The organism is Dyella telluris, from assembly GCF_014297575.1.
Classification (GTDB): domain Bacteria; phylum Pseudomonadota; class Gammaproteobacteria; order Xanthomonadales; family Rhodanobacteraceae; genus Dyella; species Dyella telluris.
Genome location: NZ_CP060412.1, coordinates 2,739,239 through 2,763,417, shown reverse-complemented (window position 1 = coordinate 2,763,417; position 24,179 = coordinate 2,739,239). Strand labels below are relative to the sequence as shown.

Here is a 24,179-nt window from a genome sequence, read left to right as displayed (position 1 = left end):
CATGCGCGTGGACGTTACTTTTTCTTGGCGGGCGACTTGCTCACGGCCTGCCACTTGGACGGGTCGAAACCGCCGGTTTCGAACACCAGCGTGACCTTCTTCTCACCATCCTGCAGGGTCACGTCCATGGTGATCTTCTTGGCCTTTTCGAGCTGGGCAATGAAGCCCTTGTCGTCCTTGAACAGCAGTGCGGGTTCACCGGTGGTCGGCGCAAACGCGCTGATGGTGCCCGGCTTGCCGTCGAAAGTGGCCTTGATCGAACACACGCCCTTGCACACGAAGCCATGCGGGCCACCGTTGAAGAGGAAGGCGTTCTGTCCCCATTCGGTGTGACGGCGCAACACCAGCCGCACGCGGTTTTCACCACCGGGCTGGCTGGTGTAGATGGTGGCCGTGGACTGCGTGCCGCCAGCCATGGGCGATACCTGATACAGCCACAGGCCAGCCAGCCGGTTCTTTTCGCTGTTCTCGATGTAGCGCTTCTCGATCGCCGGCAGGGTTTCCTGGACTTCCTTGGCCGCGGCGCTGTTGGGATAGCGGCTGAGGATCTCCTTGCCCATCGTCACGGCCATTTCGTCGTTGTTGATGCGCAACAGCTGGCGATAGGTATCGAGCTTGCCAGCGGAGTCGTCAACCGGCGCCTGGGCCTGCTGCGGCGCCTGGGCCTGGTCACCGGACTGGGAACAGCCGGCCAGCGCGAGCAGGGATCCGAAGGTGGTGGCAGCAAGGCGTAGGCGCTGGTTCATGGAGAAAGTCCTGTGACGGGAAGGCATTAAGAGTGGAACGATGGCGGGTTAGGACGCAACCACAGTACCCGGCGTTCAGGCACTGACCGGCACGTCGCCGAAGCGTTCGCGCAACTGGGTGCGGAAACGGCGACTGCAGGGCAAGGTGGCACCGTCACGCATGGTCAGGCGCGCGTCGCCGGTATCCAGCGGCTCGATCTCGGCGAGGTAATCCAGGTTGACCAGATAGCTGCGGTGCACCCGTACGAACCGCGAAGGGTCGAGCCGCTCCTCGATGCCGGCCATGGTGGCGCGCAGCGGGTAGTCGCGACCGCGCACATGCAGGTTCACGTAGTTGCCGGAGGCCTGCAGCCACTCGATCTCGCTCGCGGCAATCAGGAACTCCTTGCCGAGCTTGCGCACCAGAAAGCGTTCGGGCCGGTCGACCGGCTCCACCGGAGGGCCTTCGTCCGGCTCGGCCAGCAGGCTGGCCTCGCCCTGCAGGCGACGCACGAACAGGCCGTAGCCCGTGATGGTCACGACGAACGAGAAGTAAGTGCGGATGTCTTTCAGGTACTCATAACCCAGTTGCAGCGGCCAGTCATTGCCGAAGTGGTAGTGCCAGCCCTTGAGGGCCTGGTAGGCCAGCAGGCGCAGCACGATCATCAGGCCGACGTGGGCCAGGCAGAACGGCACGCTCATGGCCAGGTGAAACTTCAGGTTGGCCTTCCAGGTATCGAAACGGATGGGCCAGCGGCGGGTGGGCCAGACCACGAAGGGCACCAGCGAGAGGATCGCCAGACTGCTGCTGGCCTCCCACACCCAGGGTTCGAAGCTGTCGGCACGATGGATGCGATACACGTCGTCGAACCAGGCCACCATGCCGTTGAAGATGGTGTTGGTCATCAGCATGACCACCCAGAAGCCGATCTCGAAAGGCCGGCGCCAGCGCTGGAAACGGTTGTAGTCAAAAGCCGGCCGGGGAGTCATCCGCGGATTCTACGTGGACTGGCGATTGTCCCGTCACCTTTCGTCCCCGGACGCCCGCCACTCGTCCCTGTTTACGGTCAATCAATCACTTAGCGGGCGACCGGTAAGGGGGCTGCGGCGGAACATGGCCGGCATTCGCCAACGGAGTGCCGTTCATGAACCGCCGCCACGATATCGATGCCCTGCGCGTACTGGCCTTCGGCCTGCTGATCCTCTACCACCTGGGCATGCTTTACGTGGGGCCGGCCGAGGACTGGACCTTCCACCTCAAGAGCAGCTACCTCGCCGACTGGCTGAAGTACCCCATGCTGGCCTCCAACTTCTGGCGCATGGACCTGCTGTTCCTGATCTCCGGCATGGCCGTGCACTTCCTGCGCGGCCGGCTGAGCCTGCCCCGGCTGGCATGGAAGCGTACGGTGCGGCTGATGCTGCCGCTGCTGTTCGGCATGGCGGTGGTGGTGCCCATCCAGCCGTATGTGCAGGGCGTGGACAACGGGCTGGTGGCCCCGGGCTTCGGTCAATTCCTGCTGCGCTACTGGACCGGCGGCCCATGGCCCCGTGGGGCCTTCGACGGCTGGAACTTCGGCGTCACCTGGAACCACCTGTGGTACCTGCCGTACGTCTGGAATTTCACCCTGTTGCTGATCGTGCTGCTGCCGGTACTGGAGTCGGGCGGCGGGCAGCGCGTCATCGCCGCCATCCATCGCCTGCGTGGCGGGCCGTTACTGGTACTGCCCGCCCTGCCCCTGCTCGGCTGGCACCCGCTGCTGGCGGCGCGCTTCCCGCAGAACCACGCGGTGATCGGCGACTGGTATGCCCACGCCAGTTACGCCACGGTGTTTTTCTATGGCTATGCCATCGGCACGCATCCGGCGCTGTGGAATGAACTGGCGCGACTGCGCCATCGCTCGCTGAGCGTGGCGTTGTGCTGCTTTGCCGGCTTCGTGCTGATGGACCAGTTGCACGGTGCCTTCGATATGTCCGCCGGCACGATGAACCTGTACCACCTGGGCATGCGTGCACTTCGCTTCTTCTACGCGTGGAACATGATCGCCGCGGTACTGGGCTGGGGTCATCAATACCTCAACCGCCCGTTCCGCTGGCTGCCCTATGCACGTGAAGCGGTGTTCCCCTGGTACATCCTGCACCAGAGCGTGATGCTCGCCCTGGCTTACTGGCTGATTCCGCTGAAACTCGGCGCGGTGCTGGAGCCCACGCTCATGCTGCTCGGCACGGTGGGCGGCTGCGCGCTGTTGCACGAGTTCGTGATCCGTCGCACGCCATGGCTGCGTCCGTTGTTCGGGCTCGATGCGAAGCCGCGCGCCCTGCCGACGCATCCTTCGCTGATCGAACAGGCACAAGGCGCGTGATCATCACGGGCAGCGAAGCCTCAGGTTTCGCTGCCCATGGTGGAATCGAGGTGTTCCACGTGATGGATGTCGCCCAGCCACACATAGCAGGTCCAGTCGGGTACGTCCGGCCGTTCCAGCCGGACCACGCCGTTGATGCCTTCGTTCTGCTGCGGGTCGCGGAACACCTGCACGTTCGGCCGCTCGCACACCACGCCATCGTGGATGGTGCCGTCCGTGAGCTGCAGGACCACATGGCCATTGGTCGGTAATTGATCGACCAGATCTTCCAGATGGCGGATGCTGACCGGGTCCGTGTACACGTAGTTGGCAAATTGCCCCATGAGTCACCTCGTCGGCTTGCTGGGTCAAGGCCAGCCTAGGGCGGCGAAAGGCAAACCCGGATCACATCCATGTGAAGCGCGGGTGCTTTGCCACAGCGCTTCAGCCACCGATAATGGACGGGTTCCCGCAAGGATCCTCCATGTCATCCTCTCCCGCGCAAGCTTCTGCGGAATCGCTGCGCTCGCACCCCGCTTTCGTGCAATTCTGGTTCGCCCGCATCTGCTCGGGCTTCGGCTTCCAGATGTTGTCGGTAGCCGTGGGCTGGCAGATCTATGCCATCACGGGCCGCGCGCTGGATCTTGGCCTGATCGGCCTGGTGCAGTTCTTCCCCTCGGTCATGCTGGCGCTGCCGGCGGGCCACGTGGCCGATCAGTTCGAACGACGCCGCATCGTCATGCTGGGGCAGATCGTGGACATGCTGGCGATCGCGGTGCTTGCCGTGATCAGCCTGATGCACCTGGCGCACGAGGCGATGATCCTCTCGCTGGTGTTCGTCATCGGCGTGGCCAAGGCCTTCGAATTCCCTGCGCTGCAATCCATGCTGCCCGCGCTGGTGCCGACACCGATACTGCCGCGTGCGATGGCCGCGAGCGCATCGGCCGGACAGGCCGCGATGATCATGGGCCCCGCGGTTGGCGGCCTGCTCTACGTGGCCGGCCCCGGCACGGTCTACGCCGTGTGCACGGTGCTCTACCTCATCGCCGTGCTACTGATGGCGCACCTGCGCTATGAACAGGCACAACCCAAGCGCGAACCGGCGACGTTGAAGAGCTTGTTCGCCGGCGTGGATTTCATCCGCCATCGCCCCGATGTGCTCGGCGTGATTTCGCTGGACCTGTTTGCCGTGCTGCTGGGTGGCGCCACCGCGCTGCTGCCGATTTTCGCGCGTGACATCCTGCACACCGGCCCGTGGGGACTGGGCCTGCTGCGCGCTGCGCCTGCCGTGGGTGCACTGTTGATGTCGGTGTGGCTGGCGCGGCATTCGATGGAACGCCGCGTGGGGCCGATCATGTTCGCCTCGGTGGCCGGCTTCGGCGTGGCGACGCTGGTGTTCGCCGTATCCAAGGTGTTGTGGCTCTCCCTGGTCGCCCTGTTCGCGCTCGGCGCCTTCGACATGGTGAGCATGGTGATCCGCGGCGCGCTGGTGCAGCTCGATACGCCGGACGACATGCGCGGCCGCGTGAGCGCGGTGAATGCCATCTTCATCAACACCTCCAACCAGCTGGGCGAGTTCGAATCCGGCCTGCTCGCGGCGTGGGTGGGCGCGATCAACGCCACCCTGATCGGCGGCATCGGCACTCTGGTCGTGGTAGGCCTGTGGATGACGATGTTCCCGACCCTGCGTCGCCGCCAGAGCCTGCGCTCCTCGACCACGTCGTAAGCACGGATCGTGGCGGGACGTGCCCGTCTTGATCCGCATCAAGGGAGCTGGCCTGGCGCCCGATAGCATGGGCCAACTCCTCCCGCGTGCCCTGCCATGAACGTGGATATCGCCATCGTCGGCGCCGGCCCCGCCGGCCTGTGCCTTGCCCGGTCCCTGGCCGACACCGGGCTCAGCATCCTGGTGATCGAACAGCAGTCACTGGACGTGCTGCGCGAACCGCCGTTCGACGGCCGCGAAATCGCCCTCACGCCGCGTTCGGTGCGGATCCTCCGAGACCTTGGCATCTGGCAGCGCCTGGGGCCAGCGGATGCCTCGCCGTTACGCAGTGCACGCGTGCTCAACGGACACCTGCGACAAGGCCTGCATGTCGTCCCCACGGGCAGGCACGACGCAACCCTGGGTTTCCTCGTTCCCAATGACCGCATCCGTCGTGCGGCGTTTGCCAGCATCGAGCACGAACCGCGCGTCACGCTGGCGTGCAACACGTCGGTGGAAGGGGTCACGCTGCATGGCACATCCGCCCACCTTCGCCTGTCGCACGGCGACGAGGTGGCGGCACGACTGGTGATCACCGCGGACAGCCGCTTCTCGCGCGTGCGGCGCGATGCCGGCATCGCGGCCGACATGCACGACTTCGGCAAGACCATGCTGGTCTGTCGCATGGCGCTGGAAAAACCTCATGGCGACGAAGCGCTGGAATGGTTCGGCCATGCCCAGACGCTGGCCGCGCTGCCCCTGCGCAACGGGGAAGCCTCCATGGTGGTCACACTGCCGCCGCGCGATATGCAGCGACTGATGGACATGGACGACGAGGCTTTCAACACGGAGATGCGTCACCGCTTCGATCACTACTTCGGCGAGATGCGGATCACCTCGACGCGTCACACCTATCCACTGGTGGGTGTATACGCGCGTCGGTTCGTCGGACCGCGCTTCGCACTGCTCGGCGACGCCGCGGTGGGCATGCATCCGGTGACGGCACATGGCTTCAACTTCGGGTTGCGCGGGGTGGAAACGCTGGCCACGCTGATCGGCCGGGCCGTGAGCAGCGGCCGTGACATGGCGTCCCCGGAGCTCCTGCGTCGCTACCAGCGCATGCACCGTCGCGCCACCTGGCCGCTTTATGCGGCCACCATGGCCATCGTCAGCCTGTATACCGACGATCGCCCCCTGCTGCGTCGCGCCCGCTCGGCACTCCTGCAGGCCAGCCAGGCCCTGCCGCCTGTCCGGCATGCCATCGCACGCGCGCTTGCCGCAGACAACCACAGCGCTTCCAGACTGGACCGACATCGCCGCTGAACAATGCGGCGCATCATTTACGCACCGCTCACACCGCCGCTGGCAACGTGAGCCCCCTATATCGCAAGGAGGACGCCATGAGCCGCCACCATGACTTCGACAGCACCGTCAACGGCGTCCGTGATCGCGTGCGCCATTACGCCGGCGAAGCCGCCAGCCGTGCGGACGAACTGGTGGATCGAGGCCGTGAGGCCAGCCGCCGTTTCGGCCGCAGCCGCACCACCTATGCGCGCCGCATCGGTCACGCCGCGGAAGATTTCGCCGATGAGGCGAACTACCAGTACCGCCGCCTTCGCCGCCAGGTCAGCCGTCATCCGGTAGCCACCACGGCCATCGTCGCCGGTACGGTGGGCGCGTTCTTCCTGCTGCGTCACCTGTTCCGCGACCGCGACGACGATTGAGTTTTCCTGCTCGACAGTCCAGACCCGCCGCAAGGCGGGTTTTTTTTGCGCGGCTGTCGGTGTACGGCTTTACCTGTAGGAGCGCACCCTGTGCGCGACGGCCTGCCCTCATTGCAGCAGGGATCGCGAAAATCTGTCGCGCACAGGGTGCGCTCCTACGGGGTGGCCAACGGGCAACAAAAAACGCCGCGGGTGACCGCGGCGTTTTCGTTCTGCTTCAACCGGGCTTTACGCCTCAGACCGTTTCGGGATTCGGCTTGTCCGGATCCAGCTTGTAGGTCTTGATGGCGCGGGCCACGTCCTTCGCGTTGACCTTGCCTTCCTTCGCCAAGGCGGCGAGGGCGGCCTGGGCGATCCAGTAACGATCGACTTCGAAGAAGCCACGCAGGTGCGCACGGGTATCCGAACGACCGTAGCCATCGGTGCCGAGCACGGTGTAATGCATGCCGTCCGGCATGAAGGCGCGGATCTGGTCGGAGTACTCGCGCACGTAGTCGGTGGCGGCGATGGCCGGACCCTGACGGCCCTGCAGCAGGCTCGTCACGTACGGCACGCGCTGCTCGTCTTCCGGATGCAGGCGGTTCCAGCGTTCGGCGTCGAAACCGTCACGACGCAGCTCGGCGTAGCTCGGGCAGGACCAGATGTCGGCGGTGACGCCGAAGTCCTTCTCAAGCAGCTCGGCGGCGGCAATGACTTCGCGCAGGATGGTGCCCGAACCCAGCAGCTGCACGCGCGGCTCGCCCTTCTTCGGCTTGCCGGCATCCTTGAACAGGTACATGCCCTTGATGATGCCTTCCTCGACGCCCGCGGGCATGTCCGGATGGCTGTAGTTCTCGTTCATCACGGTCAGGTAGTAGTACACGTCCTGCTGTTCCTGCAGCATGCGGCGCGTGCCGTCCTGCAGGATCACCGCGACTTCGTAGGAGAACGTCGGGTCGTACGACTTCACGCTGGGGATCGCACCGGCGAGCAGGTGCGAGTGACCGTCTTCGTGCTGCAGGCCTTCACCGTTGATGGTGGTACGGCCGGCGGTGCCGCCGATCAGGAAGCCGCGCGCACGCATGTCGCCGGCCGCCCAGGCCAGGTCGCCGATGCGCTGGAAACCGAACATGGAGTAGTACACGAAGAACGGCAGCATCGGCTGGTTGCTGATGCTGTAGCTGGTGGCCGCGGCCATCCAGGCGGCCATGCCGCCGGCCTCGGAGATGCCTTCCTGCAGCACCTGGCCCTTCTGGTCTTCGCGGTAGTACAGCAGCTGGTCGGCGTCCTGCGGACGGTACTTCTGGCCGAACGGCGCGTAGATGCCGATCTGGCGGAACATGCCTTCCATGCCGAACGTGCGCGCTTCGTCGGCCACGATGGGCACGATGCGCTCGCCGATCTGCTTGTCGCGCAGCATGAGGTTCATGCCGCGCACCAGCGCCATGGTGGTGGAGATCTCGCGCTCGCCCGAGCCCTTGGTGATCTGCTCGAACGCCGCCAGTTCCGGCGTCTTGAGCTTGATGTCCGAGGTGCGGCGACGCTGCGGCAGGAAGCCGCCCAGCGCACGGCGACGCTCCATCATGTACTCCACTTCCGGCGAGTTCTTGCCCGGGTGGTAGTACGGCACGTCGGCCAGCTTGTCGTCCGTCACCGGAATGTTGAAACGGTCGCGGAAGTGGCGCACGGCGTCGGCGTCCAGCTTCTTCTGCTGGTGCGTCGGGTTCTGCGATTCGCCGGCCGCGCCCATGCCGTAACCCTTCACCGTCTTGGCGAGGATCACGGTGGGCATGCCCTTGGTCTTGGTGGCCTGGTCGTACGCCGCATACACCTTGTGCGGGTCATGACCGCCGCGGTTGAGGCGCCAGATGTCGTCGTCGGACAGGTTGGCGACCATCTCGCGGGTTTCGGGGTACTTGTTGAAGAAGTGCTCGCGCGTATACGCGCCACCGAAGGCCTTGCACGCCTGGTACTCGCCGTCGACGGTTTCCATCATCAGCTTGCGCAGCACGCCCTTGGTGTCGCGGGCGAGGAGCGGATCCCAGTAGCTGCCCCAGACCACCTTGATGGCATTCCAGCCAGCGCCACGGAACACGCCTTCCAGTTCCTGGATGATCTTGCCGTTGCCGCGCACCGGACCGTCCAGGCGCTGCAGGTTGGCGTTGATCACGAACACCAGGTTGTCCAGGCCTTCGCGGCCGGCCAGCGAAATGGCGCCGAGCGACTCGGGCTCGTCGGTTTCGCCGTCGCCCATGAAGCACCAGATCTTGCGGTCGGTCTTGGGCATCAGGCCGCGGTGTTCCAGATACTTCCAGAACTGCGCCTGGTAGATCGCCTGGATCGGGCCCAGGCCCATCGACACCGTCGGTACCTGCCAGTAGTCCGGCATCAGCCACGGGTGCGGATACGAGGACAGGCCATGACCCTTGCCGGCCACTTCCATGCGGAAGAGGTCGAGCTGTTCTTCGGAGATGCGGCCTTCAAGGAAGGAACGCGCATACACGCCCGGGCTGGAGTGGCCCTGGTGGAACACCAGGTCGCCCGGGTGATCGGCGCTCGGTGCGCGCCAGAAATGATTGAAGCCCACGTCATACAGCGTGGCCGACGAAGCGAAGGAAGCGATATGGCCGCCCAGTTCGCCCGGCTTGCGGTTGGCGCGCACGACCATCGCCATCGCGTTCCAGCGGATCAGCGTACGGATGCGCCATTCCATCGCCGCATCGCCCGGCATCTTGGCTTCGTTGCCCGGCGAAATGGTGTTGACGTATTCGGTGGTCGGGTTGAACGGCAGGTAGCCGCCGGCCCGGCGCGTCGAATCGACCATCTTCTCCAAGAGGTAATGCGCGCGCTCGGTGCCATCGTGACTGATGACGGCGTTGAGCGACTCGACCCATTCCTGGGTTTCGGTCGGGTCGAGGTCTTGATGAAGGATGTCGTCGAGCTGATCCATGGGGAGCTTCTCTCCGCGGCGCCGGGGGCTAGGCGCGGCTATAGGTGGATCGCCTCCGGGTAGAGGCGGGAAACCCTCCGAGTGTATCTCCGGCGGTGTTTTTCGCCAATTGGATCGAGACAATACGGTAGCGAATGGGGGTGGAAGGTATTGATTGGGCGACAGTAGGGACGGGGTCGACTTTGGTCGATGTGCCACGCGCACATGTGCGCGCTGTTTCTCCCGCGCGGGTCGAAAATGCACAGTTGGAATGGGGGCCTCGCGGGGCGGTCCTGTTCACTTGTGCTTGCTTGTTCTGGCGTTACGGAAAGTGGACTGGCTGGTGGCAAGGGCCGGTGCGAGGGCTTTCCTTGTTCGGGGGCGCGGGATGCATCGGTGGATGGCTGCGGTTTTGAAGGGCGAGGAGAGGGTTGGGGTGAGCCCCGAAAGGGGGGGAGGCTGCTCGCCTCGCCGCTTCCTTCTTTAACCCTCTCCTCTGCGAAGGTAGGGGTCCAGTGACTTTGCGTTGGGTCTTCGCTTCGGGCGTTACCGCGACCTGGCCGCTTACGCAGCGGGCGTTCCGACCTCCTGCCGGAGGCCGGGTTACTTTTCTTTGCTTGCCCAAAGAAAAGTAACCAAAAGAAAAGGCACCCCCATCGCGGCGCTGGCCGGTGAAGCCGGCCAGTTCGTGAGGGTCGGCCGGGCTTTTCGACAGGACCTCCATGTCCTGTCGAAAAGGGATCGGCATCCGTGCCGATCCCCCTGCGGGCCTGTCGTCCGCCCCTCACCGCCGCTCAAGGGGTCGGGTAGGTCAAAAGCCAGAGCCAGAGCCGAAGGCTCGTGCAGCTGCGCTGCACATCGCGCCGTTGCGCGACGGCGTATTGCGTACCGGCTCAGCTTGTCTGTAGGAGCGCACCCTGTGCGCGACCACCTGACGGAGCGGTATCGACACGACGCTGCGGTCGCGCACAAGGTGCGCTCCTACAGGGGGTATCTCGCACCGTGTGAAGTCTGTTTCTCTTTCACCTCAGTGCTCACCCCAGTCCTCTCCCGAACGGGAGAGGACGAGCGACAGGGGATGTTCAACGTGAACACCCGAGTGGCAAGGAAGGAGGTGCCGCACAGCGGCACGACGCTCCGCGTTAAGTCCTCTTAGCATCGGCGCGTTGCGAAGCGCTTTGATGTACCCGCTGTGTAGAGGCGAAGGTTGCCAAGCAGCAACGTTCCTCAGCCGTTCGGGCTTATCCCTACGGAATGCTGCCAGCTCTTAAGGCCATTTTCTTTGGGTTACTTTTCTTTTGGGCCAGCAAAAGAAAAGTGACTCGGCCTCCGGCAGGAGGTCGAAACGCCCCCGCGGGGTAAGCGGCAACCTGGCGCCTGCGTGACTACCGATGGCCGAGAGCAAAGGCACTGGATGACCCGCCATCTGGCGGTTGCAAAGCGCCTCGCTGGGATCACGGTTCCTGTCAAGCGGTGAGGCGAGCACCCACCCCTCACCCCGGCCCTCTCCCCGGCGGGAAGAGGGCGCAAAGCAAAAGCCGGCCGCGCGGCAAAACACCAACCCCACGCCCCACACCAAACAAAAACGGGACCCTCAAGGTCCCGTTCTCGCCAAACTCAAAACCACCCTACCCTCAGCTCCGCCGCTCACCCTGAGCCTGGCGAATCTGCGCATCCACCGCCGCAATGGCGGTCATGTTCACCACGCGACGCGGCGTTGCCGCCGGGGTAAGGATGTGCGCCGGCCGGTTGATGCCCATCAGGATCGGGCCGATGGCCACGCCGTCGGTCATCACGCGCACCATGTTGTAGGTGATGTTGGCGGCATCCAGGTTCGGCATCACGAACAGGTTGGCGCGTCCGGACAGCGTGGTGTTGGGGAACATGCGCAGGCGCAGTGCCTCGTCCCATGCCGTGTCCGCCTGCATCTCGCCGTCCATGTCCAGCTTGGGGCCGCGCTGAAGCAGGATCTCGCGCACCTTGCGCATCTTGGCCGCGCTCGGGTTGTCGTGGCTGCCGTAGTTGGAGTGCGACAGCAGGGCGATCTTCGGCTCGATGCCGAACAGCTTCAGGCGATAGCTGGCCTGCAGGGTCGCCTCGGCAATCTGCTCGGCGGTGGGGTCGCACTGCACATGGGTGTCGAGGAAGAACCACGCGCCCTGGTCGTTGATCACGCCGGTCATGGCCGAGGTGCACGACACGCCCGGATCCAGGCCGAACACGCTGCGCATGTAGCCGAGCTTCTTGTGGAAGCGGCCGACCAGACCGCAGATCATCGCGTCGGCTTCGCCGCGCTCCACCATCAGCGAGGCGATCAGCGTGGGACGCGAACGCATCAGGTTCTTGGCGGCGGCCGGCGACACGCCGCGACGCTCGGTCAACGCGTGGTACTGCTGCCAGTACTCGTTGAAGCGCGGATCGTCGTCGATATTGGTGATCTCGTAATCGACGCCGGCGCGCATGCGCAGGCCAAGGCGCTCGATGCGCGTTTCGATCACGCTGGGGCGGCCGATCAGGATCGGGAACGCCAGGCGCTCGTCGATCACCGTCTGCACGGCGCGCAGCACGGTCTCTTCCTCGCCTTCGGCGTAGACCACGCGCTTGCGGTCGGCGCGCGCACGCTCGTACACCGGCTTCATCAGCAGGCCGGTGCGATAGATGAACTGGCCAAGCTTCTCGATGTACGCCTCCATGTCCACGATGGGACGCGTGGCGACACCCGAATCCATGGCGGCCTGCGCGACGGCCGGCGCCAGCATCACCAGCAGGCGCGGATCGAACGGACGCGGGATGAGGTAATCCGGGCCAAAGGTCGGGATGTCACCGCCGTAGGCGCTGGCCAGGTCGCCGGCTTCCATGCGGGCCAGCTCGGCGATGGCGCGCACGCAGGCGATCTTCATCGCTTCGTTGATGCCCGTGGCGCCCACGTCGAGCGCACCGCGGAAGATGTACGGGAAGCACAGCGCGTTGTTGACCTGGTTCGGATAGTCCGAACGACCCGTGCCGATGATGCAGTCCGGGCGCACCTTCTTGGCATCTTCCGGCGAAATCTCCGGATTGGGATTGGCCAGGGCGAAGATGATCGGCTTGTCGGCCATGGTGGCGACCATCTCCGGCTTGAGGATGCCGCCGGCGGACAGGCCAAGGAACACATCCACGCCGTCGACGATCTCCGCCAGCGTGCGCTTGTCGGTGTCGCGCGCGTAACGCTGCTTGTCCGGATCCATCTGGTCGCGGCCGGTGTAGAGCACGCCTTCGCGGTCGAACGCCAGGATGTTCTCCGGCTTCAGGCCCAGCGCCACGAGCATGTCCAGGCAGGCAATGCCGGCCGCGCCCACGCCGGTGGTGGCGAGCTTGACGTCTTCGATCTTCTTGCCGACCACTTCCAGCGCATTGACCACGGCTGCACCCACGATGATGGCGGTGCCATGCTGGTCGTCGTGGAACACGGGGATCTTCATGCGCTCGCGCAGCTTGCGCTCGACGATGAAGCACTCCGGCGCCTTGATGTCTTCAAGGTTGATGCCGCCGAAAGTGGGTTCGAGCGAGGCGATGATGTCGACCAGCTTGTCCGGGTCGCGCTCGTTGATCTCGATGTCGAACACGTCGATGCCGGCGAACTTCTGGAACAGCACGCCCTTGCCTTCCATCACCGGCTTGCCGGCGAGCGGGCCGATGTCGCCCAGGCCCAGCACGGCGGTGCCGTTGGTGATCACCGCCACCAGGTTGCCGCGCGCGGTCATCTCACTGGCGGCATTGGGATCTTCGACGATGGCTTCGCAGGCATAAGCCACGCCGGGCGAGTAAGCCAGCGCCAGGTCACGCTGCGTGACCATGGGCTTGGTCGCGGCGACCTTGATCTTGCCGGGGCGCGGAAGGCGGTGGTACTCGAGAGCGGCGAGGCGCAGTTCTTCGGGAAGGGCCATGGGATAGGGGGATCAGATGTGATGGGGAATCGGGGCCGCCACAGCGGTATCGGGCAATGGTATCACCGGTGACAGCCCTCTCCCGACCGTGCGGCGCAGCATGGTGACGCAGTGGTTCACACAACTGGTATGCAACAACTCCGCTTACTGTTGGAGCGCACTTGTGCGCGACCGGGGCATGCCGGGGTAGCTCGGTCCCTGCCTGTCGCGCACGAGTGCGCTCCTGCAAAAAGCCGAGCTACAGGCTCAGCGACAACGTTTCCGCCTGCACCTTGCCCATGTGTATGCGGTTGACGAACAACGAAAAGGCCAGCTTGCCAGCGAGTCCGTGAGCGTGTTGCATCCACGGCGGCAGCCAGCGCGGCGCGGCGATGACGCCTGACTCGAAATACGGTTGCAGGCTGATCACATCGTGCAGCGCCAGCTTGCCGGCGAACAGATTCCGCAACATGTCCATGCGGCGCTGCTTGAGCGCCCAGCGGAAAAACGTGTGCACGGTGAGCAGGCCGGACAGATAGACGTTGTCCTTGGCGAACGCCGCGCCGCCGGTGAGCGGCACGCCGCGGAACACGCGCTGCGCGGAGTGGAAGCTGTCGGCCGGGCTCTGCCCGCAGTCACTGAAGAACCGGTAGACCTCGACGAAGTCCGCACCGCCCAGCGCCATGTCGATCGCCAGGATGCGCAGGCTGATGCGTTTGAGGCGGGAGATATCGATGGCGCCGGACATCAGCTCGGCGAACACGGCCAGCCCTTCCTGCGTGGCGGTAACGCGTGGCGAGGTACGCGCGAACGAGGTGAGCAACGGCTGGGCACGGCCGTTCAACGCGGTCAGTGAATGGACCAGCGCTTCGTGCGCCAGCAGCTGGTGGCGGTCGTAATCGGTAAAGCGCGTACCACCGCGCAGGCGGATGCGCGTGGCACCGGCGGCCGCCTTGGCGGTCAGCTCCGGGTCCACTTCCACGGAAATCAGCGGTTCGCCGAAGAACGCGTCCAGGGTCTTGCTGAGGTCCGCACGCAGATCATCGGCGGAAATGGCCACATTGATGTCGTCGGCGATCAGGTCCGAGCCCAGCTCGTCGGACAGCTCGACGAAGTAGCGTGCGGCATCGAGGTTGCTGCGGTCGCTGCCGGGAATCGTGTCGCCCGGACGGCCGTACAACACGATGGACGGCGCGGTGACCTGGTCGGTACCCACGGCCTCGAGCATTTCGGCGGCGATGCGCCACGACTCGGCGGTGCGGCACAGGTATTCACCCAGCGGATCGTCGTAGCCCGCCTCGCGCTCGATGGCCGCCAGCTCGGCGCGTTCGGCGGAGAGATCCGGCACGTTGTAGTTCACGTCCGGCAGCGTGTACTGGCCCTTGGCGTAGGCCTCGATCATGCGGTCTTCCAGCGAAGCCGGCCATGCCACCGTGGACAGGATGCGGATGCCCTTCACCGCCGCCAGCAGGCGCCTGTCGAGGTCGGCGTAGCGCTGCAGTTCGGGACTTGCCTGGGTGACATCGACGCTCATGCCGGTCTCCGGCGGGCAGCGTCGACGCGCTCGATCAGCAGAGAGGCGATGGGATTGGGCTTGAACATGGCGAAAAACTCCCGGGAACGAACCGGCATGAAACTGACGGTCTTGCCCAGGCGCGAAGACTCGGTGCGAAGCGTCAAGGAAATACGCGGGGGATTGGTCATCGTGGTGGAGCTCACGTTCATCACGTTGTCCAGCGCCACGCTCACCTGGTCACCGCGAGATGTGACCAGCAGGTGATCACCCTGCAACCAGACCTCATCGACCAGATCGAAAATGAGGGTCTTGAAGAGCACGAAGACGACCACGGCCATGAATAGCGGCGGAAGCAGCATCAACCAGAAGTCGGGGTGCCTGCCACCGGCGGCGGGTGCGGCCCACAGCCCGGTCATGCTCATGGCAATCATGCCGAACCAGAACAAAGGAAATAACCGCTTGTAGAAAAACGTCCAACGCGACGACAGCCGCTGCATGCCTGTTCCCCGAACTACCCTTGCTCCGATACTAGTGCGTTCCGGGCGGAACGCAGCAACACCGTGGCGTTCACCTAATCCCGATCGCGCGAATGACGGTTGGCGTGCGGTTTGGCCGCCGGTCGCCCGCCGCGCTGCCGGCGCAGCTTGGCCTCGAGCGTGGTCGCCTGCTCCTCGCGCTCGTCCCGCAGCTTCAGGAAGTTGCGCCAGCGCTCGGCGGACAGGTCGCCACTGTCCAGCGCCGCCTGCACCGCGCAGCCCGGCTCGCTGCCGTGGCCGCAATCGGCGAAGCGGCATTGCTCGGCCAGCGCCTCGATGTCGGCGAACAGGTCCAGGTTTTCCTCGCCGGTGAGCTTGAGCTCGCGCATGCCGGGGGTGTCGATCAGACAACCACCGCTAGGCAGCTGCAGCAGTGCCCGGTAAGTAGTGGTGTGTCGACCGCGGCTGTCGTGGCCGCGCACGGCGCTGGTGGCCATGCGCTCGGTGCCCAGCAGCGTGTTGGTCAGGGTGGATTTGCCGGCGCCGGATGAGCCCACCAGCACGGCACTGTCGCCCAGTTGCAGATAGGGCAGCAGCACGTTGATGCTGGCCGGATCCTTGCCGTTGATGGCATGGATCGGCGTGTCCTGCGGCAGGCGGGCGCGCAGCGCGGCCAGCAGCTCGGCCGCGTCTTCGCGGGTATCCAGCTTGCTCAGCAGCACCACCGGCTGGGCGCCGGAGCCTTCGGTCAAGGACAGGTAGCGCTCGATGCGGGCAGGGTTGAAGTCACCGTCCAGCCCGGTCAAGACCAGCACGTAGTCGATATTGGTGGCGATGATCTGACGCTCGTAGCGCTCGCCCGCCGCCGCACGGGAAAGCACGGTGCGGCGCGGCTGCACCTGGACGATATGCGGCGGCTTGCCGGGCTCGATCTCCACGAAGTCGCCCACCGCGGGCCGCTCGGCCGGGTCCAGGCTGCGCTTGAGGAAATGGCCGGCCGGCTGGGCGCCGAACAGATGTTCGCCGTCGTGCAGCTCGTAGCCCGCGCGGTGCTGCGCAACCACGCGGGCCAGCTGCCGGCCTTCGGCGGGCAGAGTGTCGCCACGCCAGCCGATGCGGCGCAGTCGCTCGATGATTTCGGGGCTCATCATGGGCACACATTATGCCCGGGGATACTCCGTTCCATTCAATGCGCCAGCCAACGCCAGGCCAGGGCCCGGGGCGTACCGGAGGCGCCGCCCGGAAAAAGCCCGATAAACGGTACCTTTTGCCTCCCACGCGGCGCCGGGACGCTGCTAGGATCGGGTTGGCGGCGAAATTCTTGCGCCGCAACAACACCAAGACGAAGGACGCTCGCGTTGGCCTCGATCAAACCCAGTGCGCACCTGGCGGACGTGCGCTACGAAATCCGTGGTGCCCTGACCCGGCGATCCCGTGAGCTGGAGGCCGCCGGCCTGCCGATCATCAAGCTCAACATCGGCAACCCTGGCCGCTACGGCTTCGAGACCCCGGCCCATCTACGCGAGGCCATCGCCCGTCACCTTCACGACAGCGAAGCCTACGGCCATGAACAAGGCCTGGAAGAAGCCCGCGAAGCCATCGTCGCCCAGCAGCGCCATCGCGGCGCGCACGGCGTGGAAGTGGAGCGCATCTTCGTCGGCAACGGCGTGAGCGAACTGATTGACCTGAGCCTGCGCGCCCTGCTGCAGCCGGGCGACGAGGTGCTGCTGCCCAGCCCCGACTACCCGTTGTGGAGCGCCGCCACCATCCTCAACGACGGCAAGCCGCGCTATTACCGCTGCCTGGCCGAGAACGGCCACCTGCCGGACCCGGACGAAATCGAATCGCTGGTCACGCCGCGCACCCGCGCCATCGTGCTGATCAACCCGAACAACCCGACCGGCGCCGTGTATCCGCGTGAGCTGCTGGCGCGCATCGTGGATATCGCCGCACGCCATCGCCTGCTCCTGCTCAGCGACGAGATCTACGACGAGATCCTCTACGACGGCACCCGCTTCCACCCCTTGGCGGCGGTAGCGGGCGAAGTGCCCTGCGTGAGCTTCGGCGGCCTCAGCAAGGTCCATCGCGCCTGCGGCTACCGCGTGGGCTGGATGAGCCTGTCGGGCGATCCCGCGCTTACCACGGACTACCGAGACGCCCTGCAGCTGCTCGCCGCGCTGCGCCTGTGCGCCAACGTGACGGCGCAGTGGGCCGTGCGCCCGGCGCTGGAAACCGCACCGACGATCAACGCGCTGACGGCACCGGGTGGCCGCCTGCACGAGGCTCGTCGCGCCGTGCTGGAAGGCGTTGCCGCCAGCGAGTTCCTCGACCTGGTATCGCCGGCGGGCGCGCTGTACGCCTTCCCGCGCGTGCGAGCCGACCGGCTGGCCGATTTCGACGACAACGCCTTCGCCCTGCGCCTGCTGGAAGAAGAATCCGTGCTGGTGGTGCCCGGCAGCAGCTTCAACGTGCCGCACAGCCGACACCTGCGCCTGACCCTGCTGCCGCAGCCGGAACAGCTGCGCGAGGTATTCGTGCGCATCGAACGCGTGCTGGCCGGCATGGCCAGCAGCCAGAAGCCACGCACCGCCGCGGTCGCCTGAGCACCACCCGCCATGGAACCGGCAACGATGCACTACCTGGCCCTGGGCGACTCCTACTCCATCGGAGAAGGCGTGCCCGAGGCGGGCCGCTGGCCGGTGCAGCTCGCCGTGCGGCTGCGCCGCGAAGGCGTGCTGTTGGCCGATCCGACGATCGTCGCCACCACCGGCTGGACCACCGACGAGCTCTCGGCGGCGATGGACGCCGCTACGTTCACGCCGCCGTACGACCTGGTAAGCCTGCTGATCGGCGTCAACAACCAGTACCGGGGCCGCAGTGCCGACGAATACCGGCACGAGTTCCAGCGTCTGCTCGACCGCGCCGTAGCGCTGGCTGGCGAACGCGCGTCGCGCGTGCTGGTGCTGTCGATTCCCGACTGGGGCGTCACGCCATTTGCCCACGGCAGTGGCCGCGACGTGTTGCGCATCGCCGAGGAACTGGACGTCTATAACGCCATCGCCTGCGAAGTCACCGAACATCGCGGCGCGCACTTCGTGGATATCACCGGCATCTCGCGCCAGCACCCGGCCTTGCTGGCCGACGATGGCCTGCATCCGTCTGCCGCGCAGTACGCGTTGTGGACGGAAGCGGCCGTGCCGGTGGCGCTGGCCATGTTGGCGGGCTGAGGTCGCCTCGCCCCTTTGTAGGAGCGCACTTGTGCGCGATCGCGCGCCCTGCAGTGCTTGAGCATGCCGGCATCTTCGATAGGCGTACAGGCGCACTGTAAGGCCAACTCGTCACCGGTCGCGCACAAGTGCGCTCCTACACGTGGATGTCGCACACGAACACGGAAACCACTCTGCAACGTTCCCGCCATGCCACGGTGACGAAGCCCCGGCATTCTGGCATCCCGGTAACCACCGGGAGAGACTGCCATGGCGACCTTCCACTGCCGCAGCGCCTTCATCTCTGACGTGCATCTGGGCACGCCTGACTGCAAGGCCAGCTACCTGCTCGATTTCCTGCGCAAACTGCGTTGCGAAAAGCTTTACCTGGTCGGCGACATCATCGACATGGAAGCACTGGCGCGCCGCACGTGGTGGCATGCCGACCATGGTGCCGTCATTGCCGAGGTGCTGGATCTCGCACGCCGCGGCGTCGAGGTGATCTATATCCCCGGCAATCACGACGCGCCGGTGCGCGGCCTGGCCGGGCAGAGTTTTGGCGGCGTGAAGATCGCGCTGGATGCGGTGCATGAAGGCGCCGACGGCCGCCGCTACCGCGTCAGCCACGGCGACGAATTCGATCCGGAGCAGGTCGGGCGCACATGGATGGTGCACCTGGGGGAAGTGATGCATCGCTTCATCTGCTGGACCAATCGCCGGGTCCACGCGATGCGCCGCCGCCTGGAGCTTCCGTACCTGCCGCTGTCCATCATCGTGAAATCGCATATCGGCAAGGCGCTGCAGTACATCCGCGCGTACGAAGAACGCGTGGCCAGCGATGCCCGCGAGCGCGGATTCGACGGCCACATCTGCGGGCACATCCATTTCGGCCACGTACGCGAGATGGGCGGCGTGCTCTACCTCAACGACGGTGACTGGGTAGAGCACTGCACGGTGCTGGTGGAAGACCACACCGGCGCGATGGAGCTGATCCACTGGAGCGAGCAATACGCCCCGCTGGGTCGCGCCAGCCGCGAACTGGTGCTGCCCTCGCCTGCCGCCGCGCTGGCGCTGGCGCCGTTGACGCGGGCCAAGCTGGATCTGGCGGAGTTGCGGCCGGCGGCTTGAGGCTCTCCTTTGGCTCGTCATTCCCGCGAAGGCGGGAATCCAGTGCCTTTACGTGCGTCGCAAGCTTGCTCAAAGACGCTGGATTCCCGCCTTCGCGGGAATGACGGTGAGGGGGGCCGAGCGATCCCGGGGATTGCCCTCCCCCTTGCGTCCCCCAAATCCGCCGGCATATCAAAGGGTCTACAATCCGCCCTCTTTGCCGGAGTCACCTGCCCCATGTCCCTCGACAGCGCCACCCGCGAACGTATCGAATCCCTGCTGCAGAACCACCGCGTGGTGCTGTTCATGAAGGGCACCCGCCAGCAGCCCATGTGCGGCTTCTCCGCGGCCGCCACCAACACGCTCAACGAGCTGTTGCCCGAGTACCACACGGTGAACGTGCTGGAAGACCCGGAAATCCGCGAGGGCATCAAGGCTTACGGCGACTGGCCGACCATTCCGCAGCTGTACGTGGGCGGCGAGCTGGTCGGCGGGGCCGACATCATTCGCCAGATGTACGCCTCGGGCGAGCTGCACACGCTGTTCGGCGCCGCCGCGCCGGATCGCACGCCGCCTGAGATCACCATCACCGACAAGGCTGCCGAAGCCATCCGCCAGGGCACCGCGAACGCCCAGGGTCTGGCCCTGCATCTGGAAATCGGTCCGGACCACAGCGCAGGCTTCCAGCTGGCGCCGGGCAGCGACCACGACATCGTGGTCACCTCCAACGGCATCGAAGTCCACTTTGATCCGGGCAGCGCCGCGCGCGCCAAGGGCATCGTGATCGACTGGGTCTCCACCGTGCAGGGCGAAGGCCTGAGCCTGAAGTTCCCGGGCGCGCAGGAGATCGGCACGCTCACCGTGCAGCAGCTCAAGGAGCGCCTGGCCGCCGGTGACCTCACCCTGGTGGATGTGCGCCCGGCCCACGGCCGTGCTGCCGCCGCTCCGCTGGCCCAGGCCCGCATTCTGGAAGAGGAAGGCTACGAAACACTGGCCGCCCTGCCCAAGGACGCCCCGATCGCCTTCATCTGCCACCACGGCGTGTCCAGCCGCGGCGTGGCCGAGCGCTTCGCCGCGCACGGCTTCACCAAGGTCTTCAACGTCGAAGGCGGCATGGACGCGTGGGCCCGCGACATCGACTCGACGGTGCCGCGCTACTGATCCACGCGTGCATCAGCGTTCCGGAAAAGGCGCCTGCGCAAGCAGGCGCCTTTTTTTTGCGCCCGCCACCGTCAAGCCCACATCCGCCAGGAAGCGCCCGCTTACCTGACGCATCCGTCAGTTAAGCACCCTGGACCGGCACCCAACCACACGCAGACACGCAAGAAACCCTCAGCACGGCGAGCCGCTCGCGGCTGGATGCCACCACTTCAATCAGACACCTTCTCCGCCAACCGCCCGACGCCACTTTCGGCCTTGGGTCCGACGCGTCCTTCAGGGATGTCGCGCCGGGCGCATCGACGAGTGTTGCCAGGCAAGCAGCCTTTGCCCGGCGTACGCCGCAGGGCAGATAACGCCTATTCGGCTCTCGTTGATGGAAGAAGCATTCACATGACGGAACACACCTTTGATGTCGTGGTGATCGGCTCTGGCTTTGGCGGCTCGGTAGCCGCCCTCCGGGCCGCGGAGAAGGGCTACTCGGTTGCCGTGCTGGAGGCCGGGCGGCGCCTGGCCGAACACGAGATGCCAGCCACCAGCTGGGACCTGGGCAAGTATTTGTGGGCGCCCGCGCTGGGCCTGTACGGCATGCAGCGGGTCGAAAACCTTGGCGATGTATCCGTCGTCAATGGCGCCGGCGTGGGTGGGGGCTCCAATGTCTACGCCAATACGCTCTACGTGCCACCGAAGAAGTTCTTCCACGACGCCATGTGGTCCGGCATCACCAACTGGGCCGATGAAGCCGCCCCCTATATCGACCAGGCCAGGCGCATGCTGGGCGTTGAACGCATCCCCTACGGCCTCAACGATTCGGACCGGATGCTCAAGCAGACGGCCGAATCGATGGGACGCGGCCACACGTTCAATCAGGCACCGGCCGGTATCTACTTCGGCACGCCGGGCGTGACCCGGCCCGATCCGTACTTCGGCGGTGCAGGCCCCGATCGCACAGGCTGCATCAACTGCGGGCACTGCCTGACCGGGTGCGGCCGGAACGCAAAGAACAAGACCACCCTCAATTACCTGTACCTGGCCGAAAAACGGGGTGCGAAAGTCTTCGACCTGCAGGAGGCCTTCGATATCGTGCCTCTCGACGGTGGCGGGTATGAAGTTCACGCACGCCACCCGGGCTGGCTGCATCGCGCGCTGCATGCGGAACCGACCGTCTACCGCTGCAAGGACATCGTCATTGCGGCCCATGCCTATGGAACGTCGCACCTGCTGCTGCGCCTGCGCCACACGGGGCGGCTCGACAAGCTTTCCGACAAGGCCGGCACGCGGGCACGCACCAACTCCGAGCAGATCCTCAGTGTCCGTCGGCCCACCGCGGACTGGAAACTCAATCCCGACAGGATGATCTTCTCGAACGGCCAGCCCGCCATCACCTGCGGCGTATGGCCTGACGATCAAACCAGCATCGAGAACGTGTCGCTGGCGCGCGGTTCCAATGTCATGGGCCTGCTTTTCGGCTGGCACCAGCAAGGCGAGCAGCAAAAGCCCTTCCATAACTGGGTGAAGGAGCTGCTCACCCATCCAGACAAGGTGCTGAGCCCAGGTTGGGCCCACCATTGGTCGGATCGGAGTTTCGTGCTGCTGTGCATGCAGACCACGGATACCTCGGTGGACCTGCATTGGGAACACAACACACTGCGCGCCCGATCCGGCCCAGGCGAAGCGCCCAAAGTGCACATTCCGGTGGTCGAGGACTTCCACAACCGCCTGGCCAGGATGTTCGGCCTGGAGGAAGGCGGCGTCATCTTCGAAACCTTCAACATGAGCGCGACCGCGCACTTCATCGGCGGCATGCCTATCGCTGAAAAAGCCACGGACGGCGCGGTCGATCCTTATCAACGGCTCTTCGGGCACCCGGGCATCCACGTGATGGACGGCTCGGTGATGCCGGCCAACCCCGGCGTCAATCCGTCGCTCATGATTACCGCGCTGGCCGAACGCGCCATGTCGTTCTGGCCGCACAAGGGCGGCACGGACATGCGCCCGCCACTGGGCTCGGGCTACCAGCGCATTGCCGCCATCCCCCCGCGGCACCCGGCCGTGCCGGCAGGCGCACCTGCCGAATACCGCCTCGATGCCACCGCGGACGCCATCATTCCCGAGTTCCCGTTCTGAGCGACAGCACACCCATGACCGAACACGCCTACCGCCCCGTTTGTCCCGCTGACAGCCTCGCCGAGGGCCAGGTCGCGCCCCACTACCTTGATGACCTGCATCTTCGCGTGGCGATTGCCCGTGTTGGTGGCACCGTCTATGCGTTCAGGGACATGGTGAGCGGCGCACCGCTGTCCTCTGGCCTGCTGCGGGGAACCCGGCTCATGTCGCACGTCGACGGCACCTGGTACGAGCTGAGCACCGGTGCACCCGTCGATGGACCCGACAACCCGGCACTGGAAACCTACCCCGCACGGGAATCCAGGGGACTGATCGAAATCGCCGTTCCAGGCTGATCGGCTGTTGCACGCATGGGGGCCGGGAGCATCACACCCCTGGCGCAACGGCACGGGGCATGCGCCCCGGCGGCTCCCACCGTCCTCGCTAAGCCACACGACAGACGACCGGGTGGATCATGACGGCGCCCGACGGGCGGGCGCCATTTGGCTGGCCGCCGGTCGGCGAAGAACGCCGGAGATCGGACCATTCCGACGACGGGGAACTGAAAGGCGTGCCTGTTAGCATGCCCACACCATTTCCATGACGTGCCCTATGCGCATCCTGCTCGTCGAAGATGATTCCTTGGTATCCGACGCCATTTCGCGTGGCTTGATCGGGTCTGGTTATGTGGTCGACGCCGTCGGCGATGCCGAATCCGTGGCATCGCGCCTGTCCGACACCCACTACGATCTGGCCATCGTGGACCTGGGCCTGCCGGGCGAAGACGGCCTGTCGCTGGTGCGACGCCTGCGCCGCAGCGGCAGCTCGCTGCCCTTGCTGATCGTCACCGCCCGCGACGGGCTGGACGACCGCATCAACGCGCTGGACCTGGGTGCCGACGACTATCTGGTCAAGCCGTTTGCCCTGCCGGAACTGGCCGCGCGCTGCCGCGCCCTGATCCGCCGCGCCACCGCCGCGGCCGCCAACGAGATCGTGATCGGCGGCCTGCGCATCGACCTGGCCGGCCGTCGCGCCCTCAATGAAAAGGGCGAAGTGCTCGAACTGACCCGCCGCGAGTGGTCGATCCTGGAGTGCCTGGCGCACCACAGCGGCCGCGTGGTGAGCAAGGAGCGCCTGACCCAGGCCATTACCGGCTGGAGCGAAGACATCTCGGGCAACGCCATCGAGGTGCACGTGTCGCGACTGCGCAGCAAGCTCGGCAGCTCGGCCACGGTGCGCGGCATCCGCGGGCTGGGCTATCGTCTCGAAGACGCCTGACCCGAGGCAGCGGATCCCTGAGGCGG

19 protein-coding genes are annotated in these 24,179 nt (G+C 65.6%); 11 read left to right on the top strand and 8 right to left on the bottom strand.

Annotation, left to right across the window (positions count from 1 at the left end):
* Positions 1-14 precede the first annotated feature (14 nt).
* Positions 15-746, bottom strand: coding sequence for a hypothetical protein (locus tag H8F01_RS12190; RefSeq protein ID WP_187055389.1), 732 nt, complete (start codon positions 744-746; stop codon positions 15-17).
* Between the two features lie 75 nt (positions 747-821).
* The gene (locus H8F01_RS12185) at positions 822-1,715 is read right to left on the bottom strand and encodes a LytTR family DNA-binding domain-containing protein (protein WP_187055388.1); all 894 of its coding nucleotides are present in this window, start codon (positions 1,713-1,715) and stop codon (positions 822-824) included.
* A gap of 155 nt (positions 1,716-1,870) precedes the next feature.
* Here H8F01_RS12185 and H8F01_RS12180 point away from each other — a divergent pair, with 155 nt between their 5' ends.
* On the top strand, positions 1,871-3,085 hold the full coding sequence (locus H8F01_RS12180; protein ID WP_187055387.1) for an acyltransferase family protein: 1,215 nt from the start codon (positions 1,871-1,873) through the stop codon (positions 3,083-3,085).
* Positions 3,086-3,105: 20 nt separating this feature from the next.
* Here H8F01_RS12180 and H8F01_RS12175 read toward each other — a convergent pair whose 3' ends face one another.
* A complete protein-coding gene (locus tag H8F01_RS12175) occupies positions 3,106-3,408 on the bottom strand; it encodes a DUF3247 family protein (RefSeq protein WP_187055386.1) in 303 nt (100 codons plus the stop codon).
* A gap of 140 nt (positions 3,409-3,548) precedes the next feature.
* Here H8F01_RS12175 and H8F01_RS12170 point away from each other — a divergent pair, with 140 nt between their 5' ends.
* The 3 genes from H8F01_RS12170 to H8F01_RS12160 all read left to right on the top strand — a co-directional run bounded on the left by H8F01_RS12170 (position 3,549) and on the right by H8F01_RS12160 (position 6,493).
* Positions 3,549-4,790, top strand: coding sequence for an MFS transporter (locus H8F01_RS12170; RefSeq protein WP_187055385.1), 1,242 nt, complete (start codon positions 3,549-3,551; stop codon positions 4,788-4,790).
* A 96-nt stretch (positions 4,791-4,886) separates the two neighbouring features.
* On the top strand, positions 4,887-6,092 hold the full coding sequence (ubiM, locus tag H8F01_RS12165; RefSeq protein WP_187055384.1) for a 5-demethoxyubiquinol-8 5-hydroxylase UbiM: 1,206 nt from the start codon (positions 4,887-4,889) through the stop codon (positions 6,090-6,092).
* A 77-nt stretch (positions 6,093-6,169) separates the two neighbouring features.
* The gene (locus H8F01_RS12160; protein WP_187055383.1) at positions 6,170-6,493 is read left to right on the top strand and encodes a hypothetical protein; all 324 of its coding nucleotides are present in this window, start codon (positions 6,170-6,172) and stop codon (positions 6,491-6,493) included.
* Positions 6,494-6,728: 235 nt separating this feature from the next.
* Here H8F01_RS12160 and aceE read toward each other — a convergent pair whose 3' ends face one another.
* From aceE to rsgA, 5 genes are all read right to left on the bottom strand, one after another.
* A complete protein-coding gene (aceE, locus tag H8F01_RS12155) occupies positions 6,729-9,422 on the bottom strand; it encodes a pyruvate dehydrogenase (acetyl-transferring), homodimeric type (protein WP_187055382.1) in 2,694 nt (897 codons plus the stop codon).
* Positions 9,423-11,035: 1,613 nt separating this feature from the next.
* The gene (locus H8F01_RS12150) at positions 11,036-13,327 is read right to left on the bottom strand and encodes an NADP-dependent malic enzyme (RefSeq protein WP_187055381.1); all 2,292 of its coding nucleotides are present in this window, start codon (positions 13,325-13,327) and stop codon (positions 11,036-11,038) included.
* A gap of 238 nt (positions 13,328-13,565) precedes the next feature.
* Entirely contained in the window at positions 13,566-14,840 is a 1,275-nt protein-coding gene (locus H8F01_RS12145) for a peptidase MATCAP family protein (RefSeq protein ID WP_187055380.1), read from the bottom strand.
* Positions 14,837-15,319: a hypothetical protein gene (locus H8F01_RS12140; RefSeq protein ID WP_187055379.1), complete on the bottom strand. Its 483-nt coding sequence runs from the start codon at positions 15,317-15,319 to the stop codon at positions 14,837-14,839. The genes H8F01_RS12145 and H8F01_RS12140 overlap by 4 nt, the downstream gene beginning before the upstream one ends.
* A gap of 74 nt (positions 15,320-15,393) precedes the next feature.
* Positions 15,394-16,449: a ribosome small subunit-dependent GTPase A gene (rsgA, locus tag H8F01_RS12135; RefSeq protein WP_187055378.1), complete on the bottom strand. Its 1,056-nt coding sequence runs from the start codon at positions 16,447-16,449 to the stop codon at positions 15,394-15,396.
* A gap of 207 nt (positions 16,450-16,656) precedes the next feature.
* Here rsgA and H8F01_RS12130 point away from each other — a divergent pair, with 207 nt between their 5' ends.
* The 7 genes from H8F01_RS12130 (at position 16,657) to H8F01_RS12100 (ending at position 24,153) form a co-directional block, all read left to right on the top strand.
* Positions 16,657-17,901, top strand: coding sequence for an aminotransferase class I/II-fold pyridoxal phosphate-dependent enzyme (locus H8F01_RS12130; protein WP_187055377.1), 1,245 nt, complete (start codon positions 16,657-16,659; stop codon positions 17,899-17,901).
* Positions 17,902-17,928: 27 nt separating this feature from the next.
* Positions 17,929-18,525, top strand: coding sequence for an SGNH/GDSL hydrolase family protein (locus H8F01_RS12125; RefSeq protein WP_187055376.1), 597 nt, complete (start codon positions 17,929-17,931; stop codon positions 18,523-18,525).
* Between the two features lie 249 nt (positions 18,526-18,774).
* Positions 18,775-19,632 carry a UDP-2,3-diacylglucosamine diphosphatase gene (locus tag H8F01_RS12120; protein ID WP_187055375.1) on the top strand — a complete coding sequence of 286 codons (858 nt, stop codon included), beginning with the start codon at positions 18,775-18,777 and terminating at the stop codon, positions 19,630-19,632.
* Between the two features lie 216 nt (positions 19,633-19,848).
* Complete coding sequence (gene grxD, locus H8F01_RS12115) at positions 19,849-20,772, top strand: Grx4 family monothiol glutaredoxin (protein ID WP_187055374.1); 924 nt, start codon at positions 19,849-19,851, stop codon at positions 20,770-20,772.
* A gap of 390 nt (positions 20,773-21,162) precedes the next feature.
* A complete protein-coding gene (locus H8F01_RS12110) occupies positions 21,163-22,896 on the top strand; it encodes an FAD-dependent oxidoreductase (RefSeq protein ID WP_187055373.1) in 1,734 nt (577 codons plus the stop codon).
* A gap of 14 nt (positions 22,897-22,910) precedes the next feature.
* On the top strand, positions 22,911-23,231 hold the full coding sequence (locus H8F01_RS12105; protein WP_187055372.1) for a Rieske (2Fe-2S) protein: 321 nt from the start codon (positions 22,911-22,913) through the stop codon (positions 23,229-23,231).
* 256 nt (positions 23,232-23,487) lie between these two features.
* Complete coding sequence (locus H8F01_RS12100) at positions 23,488-24,153, top strand: response regulator (RefSeq protein WP_102303235.1); 666 nt, start codon at positions 23,488-23,490, stop codon at positions 24,151-24,153.
* Positions 24,154-24,179 lie beyond the last annotated feature (26 nt).

Bases quoted from the DNA above. Each gene is read 5' to 3' on its own strand.
- H8F01_RS12175 (WP_187055386.1), bottom strand. From the start codon at position 3,408: ATGGGGCAATTTGCCAACTACGTGTACACGGACCCGGTCAGCATCCGC.
- H8F01_RS12105 (WP_187055372.1), top strand. From the start codon at position 22,911: ATGACCGAACACGCCTACCGCCCCGTTTGTCCCGCTGACAGCCTCGCC.
- H8F01_RS12145 (WP_187055380.1), bottom strand. From the start codon at position 14,840: ATGAGCGTCGATGTCACCCAGGCAAGTCCCGAACTGCAGCGCTACGCC.
- H8F01_RS12190 (WP_187055389.1), bottom strand. From the start codon at position 746: ATGAACCAGCGCCTACGCCTTGCTGCCACCACCTTCGGATCCCTGCTC.
- H8F01_RS12140 (WP_187055379.1), bottom strand. From the start codon at position 15,319: ATGCAGCGGCTGTCGTCGCGTTGGACGTTTTTCTACAAGCGGTTATTT.
- H8F01_RS12185 (WP_187055388.1), bottom strand. From the start codon at position 1,715: ATGACTCCCCGGCCGGCTTTTGACTACAACCGTTTCCAGCGCTGGCGC.
- H8F01_RS12120 (WP_187055375.1), top strand. From the start codon at position 18,775: ATGGCGACCTTCCACTGCCGCAGCGCCTTCATCTCTGACGTGCATCTG.
- rsgA (WP_187055378.1), bottom strand. From the start codon at position 16,449: ATGATGAGCCCCGAAATCATCGAGCGACTGCGCCGCATCGGCTGGCGT.
- H8F01_RS12180 (WP_187055387.1), top strand. From the start codon at position 1,871: ATGAACCGCCGCCACGATATCGATGCCCTGCGCGTACTGGCCTTCGGC.
- H8F01_RS12125 (WP_187055376.1), top strand. From the start codon at position 17,929: ATGCACTACCTGGCCCTGGGCGACTCCTACTCCATCGGAGAAGGCGTG.
- H8F01_RS12150 (WP_187055381.1), bottom strand. From the start codon at position 13,327: ATGGCCCTTCCCGAAGAACTGCGCCTCGCCGCTCTCGAGTACCACCGC.
- H8F01_RS12100 (WP_102303235.1), top strand. From the start codon at position 23,488: ATGCGCATCCTGCTCGTCGAAGATGATTCCTTGGTATCCGACGCCATT.
- H8F01_RS12160 (WP_187055383.1), top strand. From the start codon at position 6,170: ATGAGCCGCCACCATGACTTCGACAGCACCGTCAACGGCGTCCGTGAT.
- H8F01_RS12170 (WP_187055385.1), top strand. From the start codon at position 3,549: ATGTCATCCTCTCCCGCGCAAGCTTCTGCGGAATCGCTGCGCTCGCAC.
- H8F01_RS12110 (WP_187055373.1), top strand. From the start codon at position 21,163: ATGACGGAACACACCTTTGATGTCGTGGTGATCGGCTCTGGCTTTGGC.
- aceE (WP_187055382.1), bottom strand. From the start codon at position 9,422: ATGGATCAGCTCGACGACATCCTTCATCAAGACCTCGACCCGACCGAA.
- grxD (WP_187055374.1), top strand. From the start codon at position 19,849: ATGTCCCTCGACAGCGCCACCCGCGAACGTATCGAATCCCTGCTGCAG.
- ubiM (WP_187055384.1), top strand. From the start codon at position 4,887: ATGAACGTGGATATCGCCATCGTCGGCGCCGGCCCCGCCGGCCTGTGC.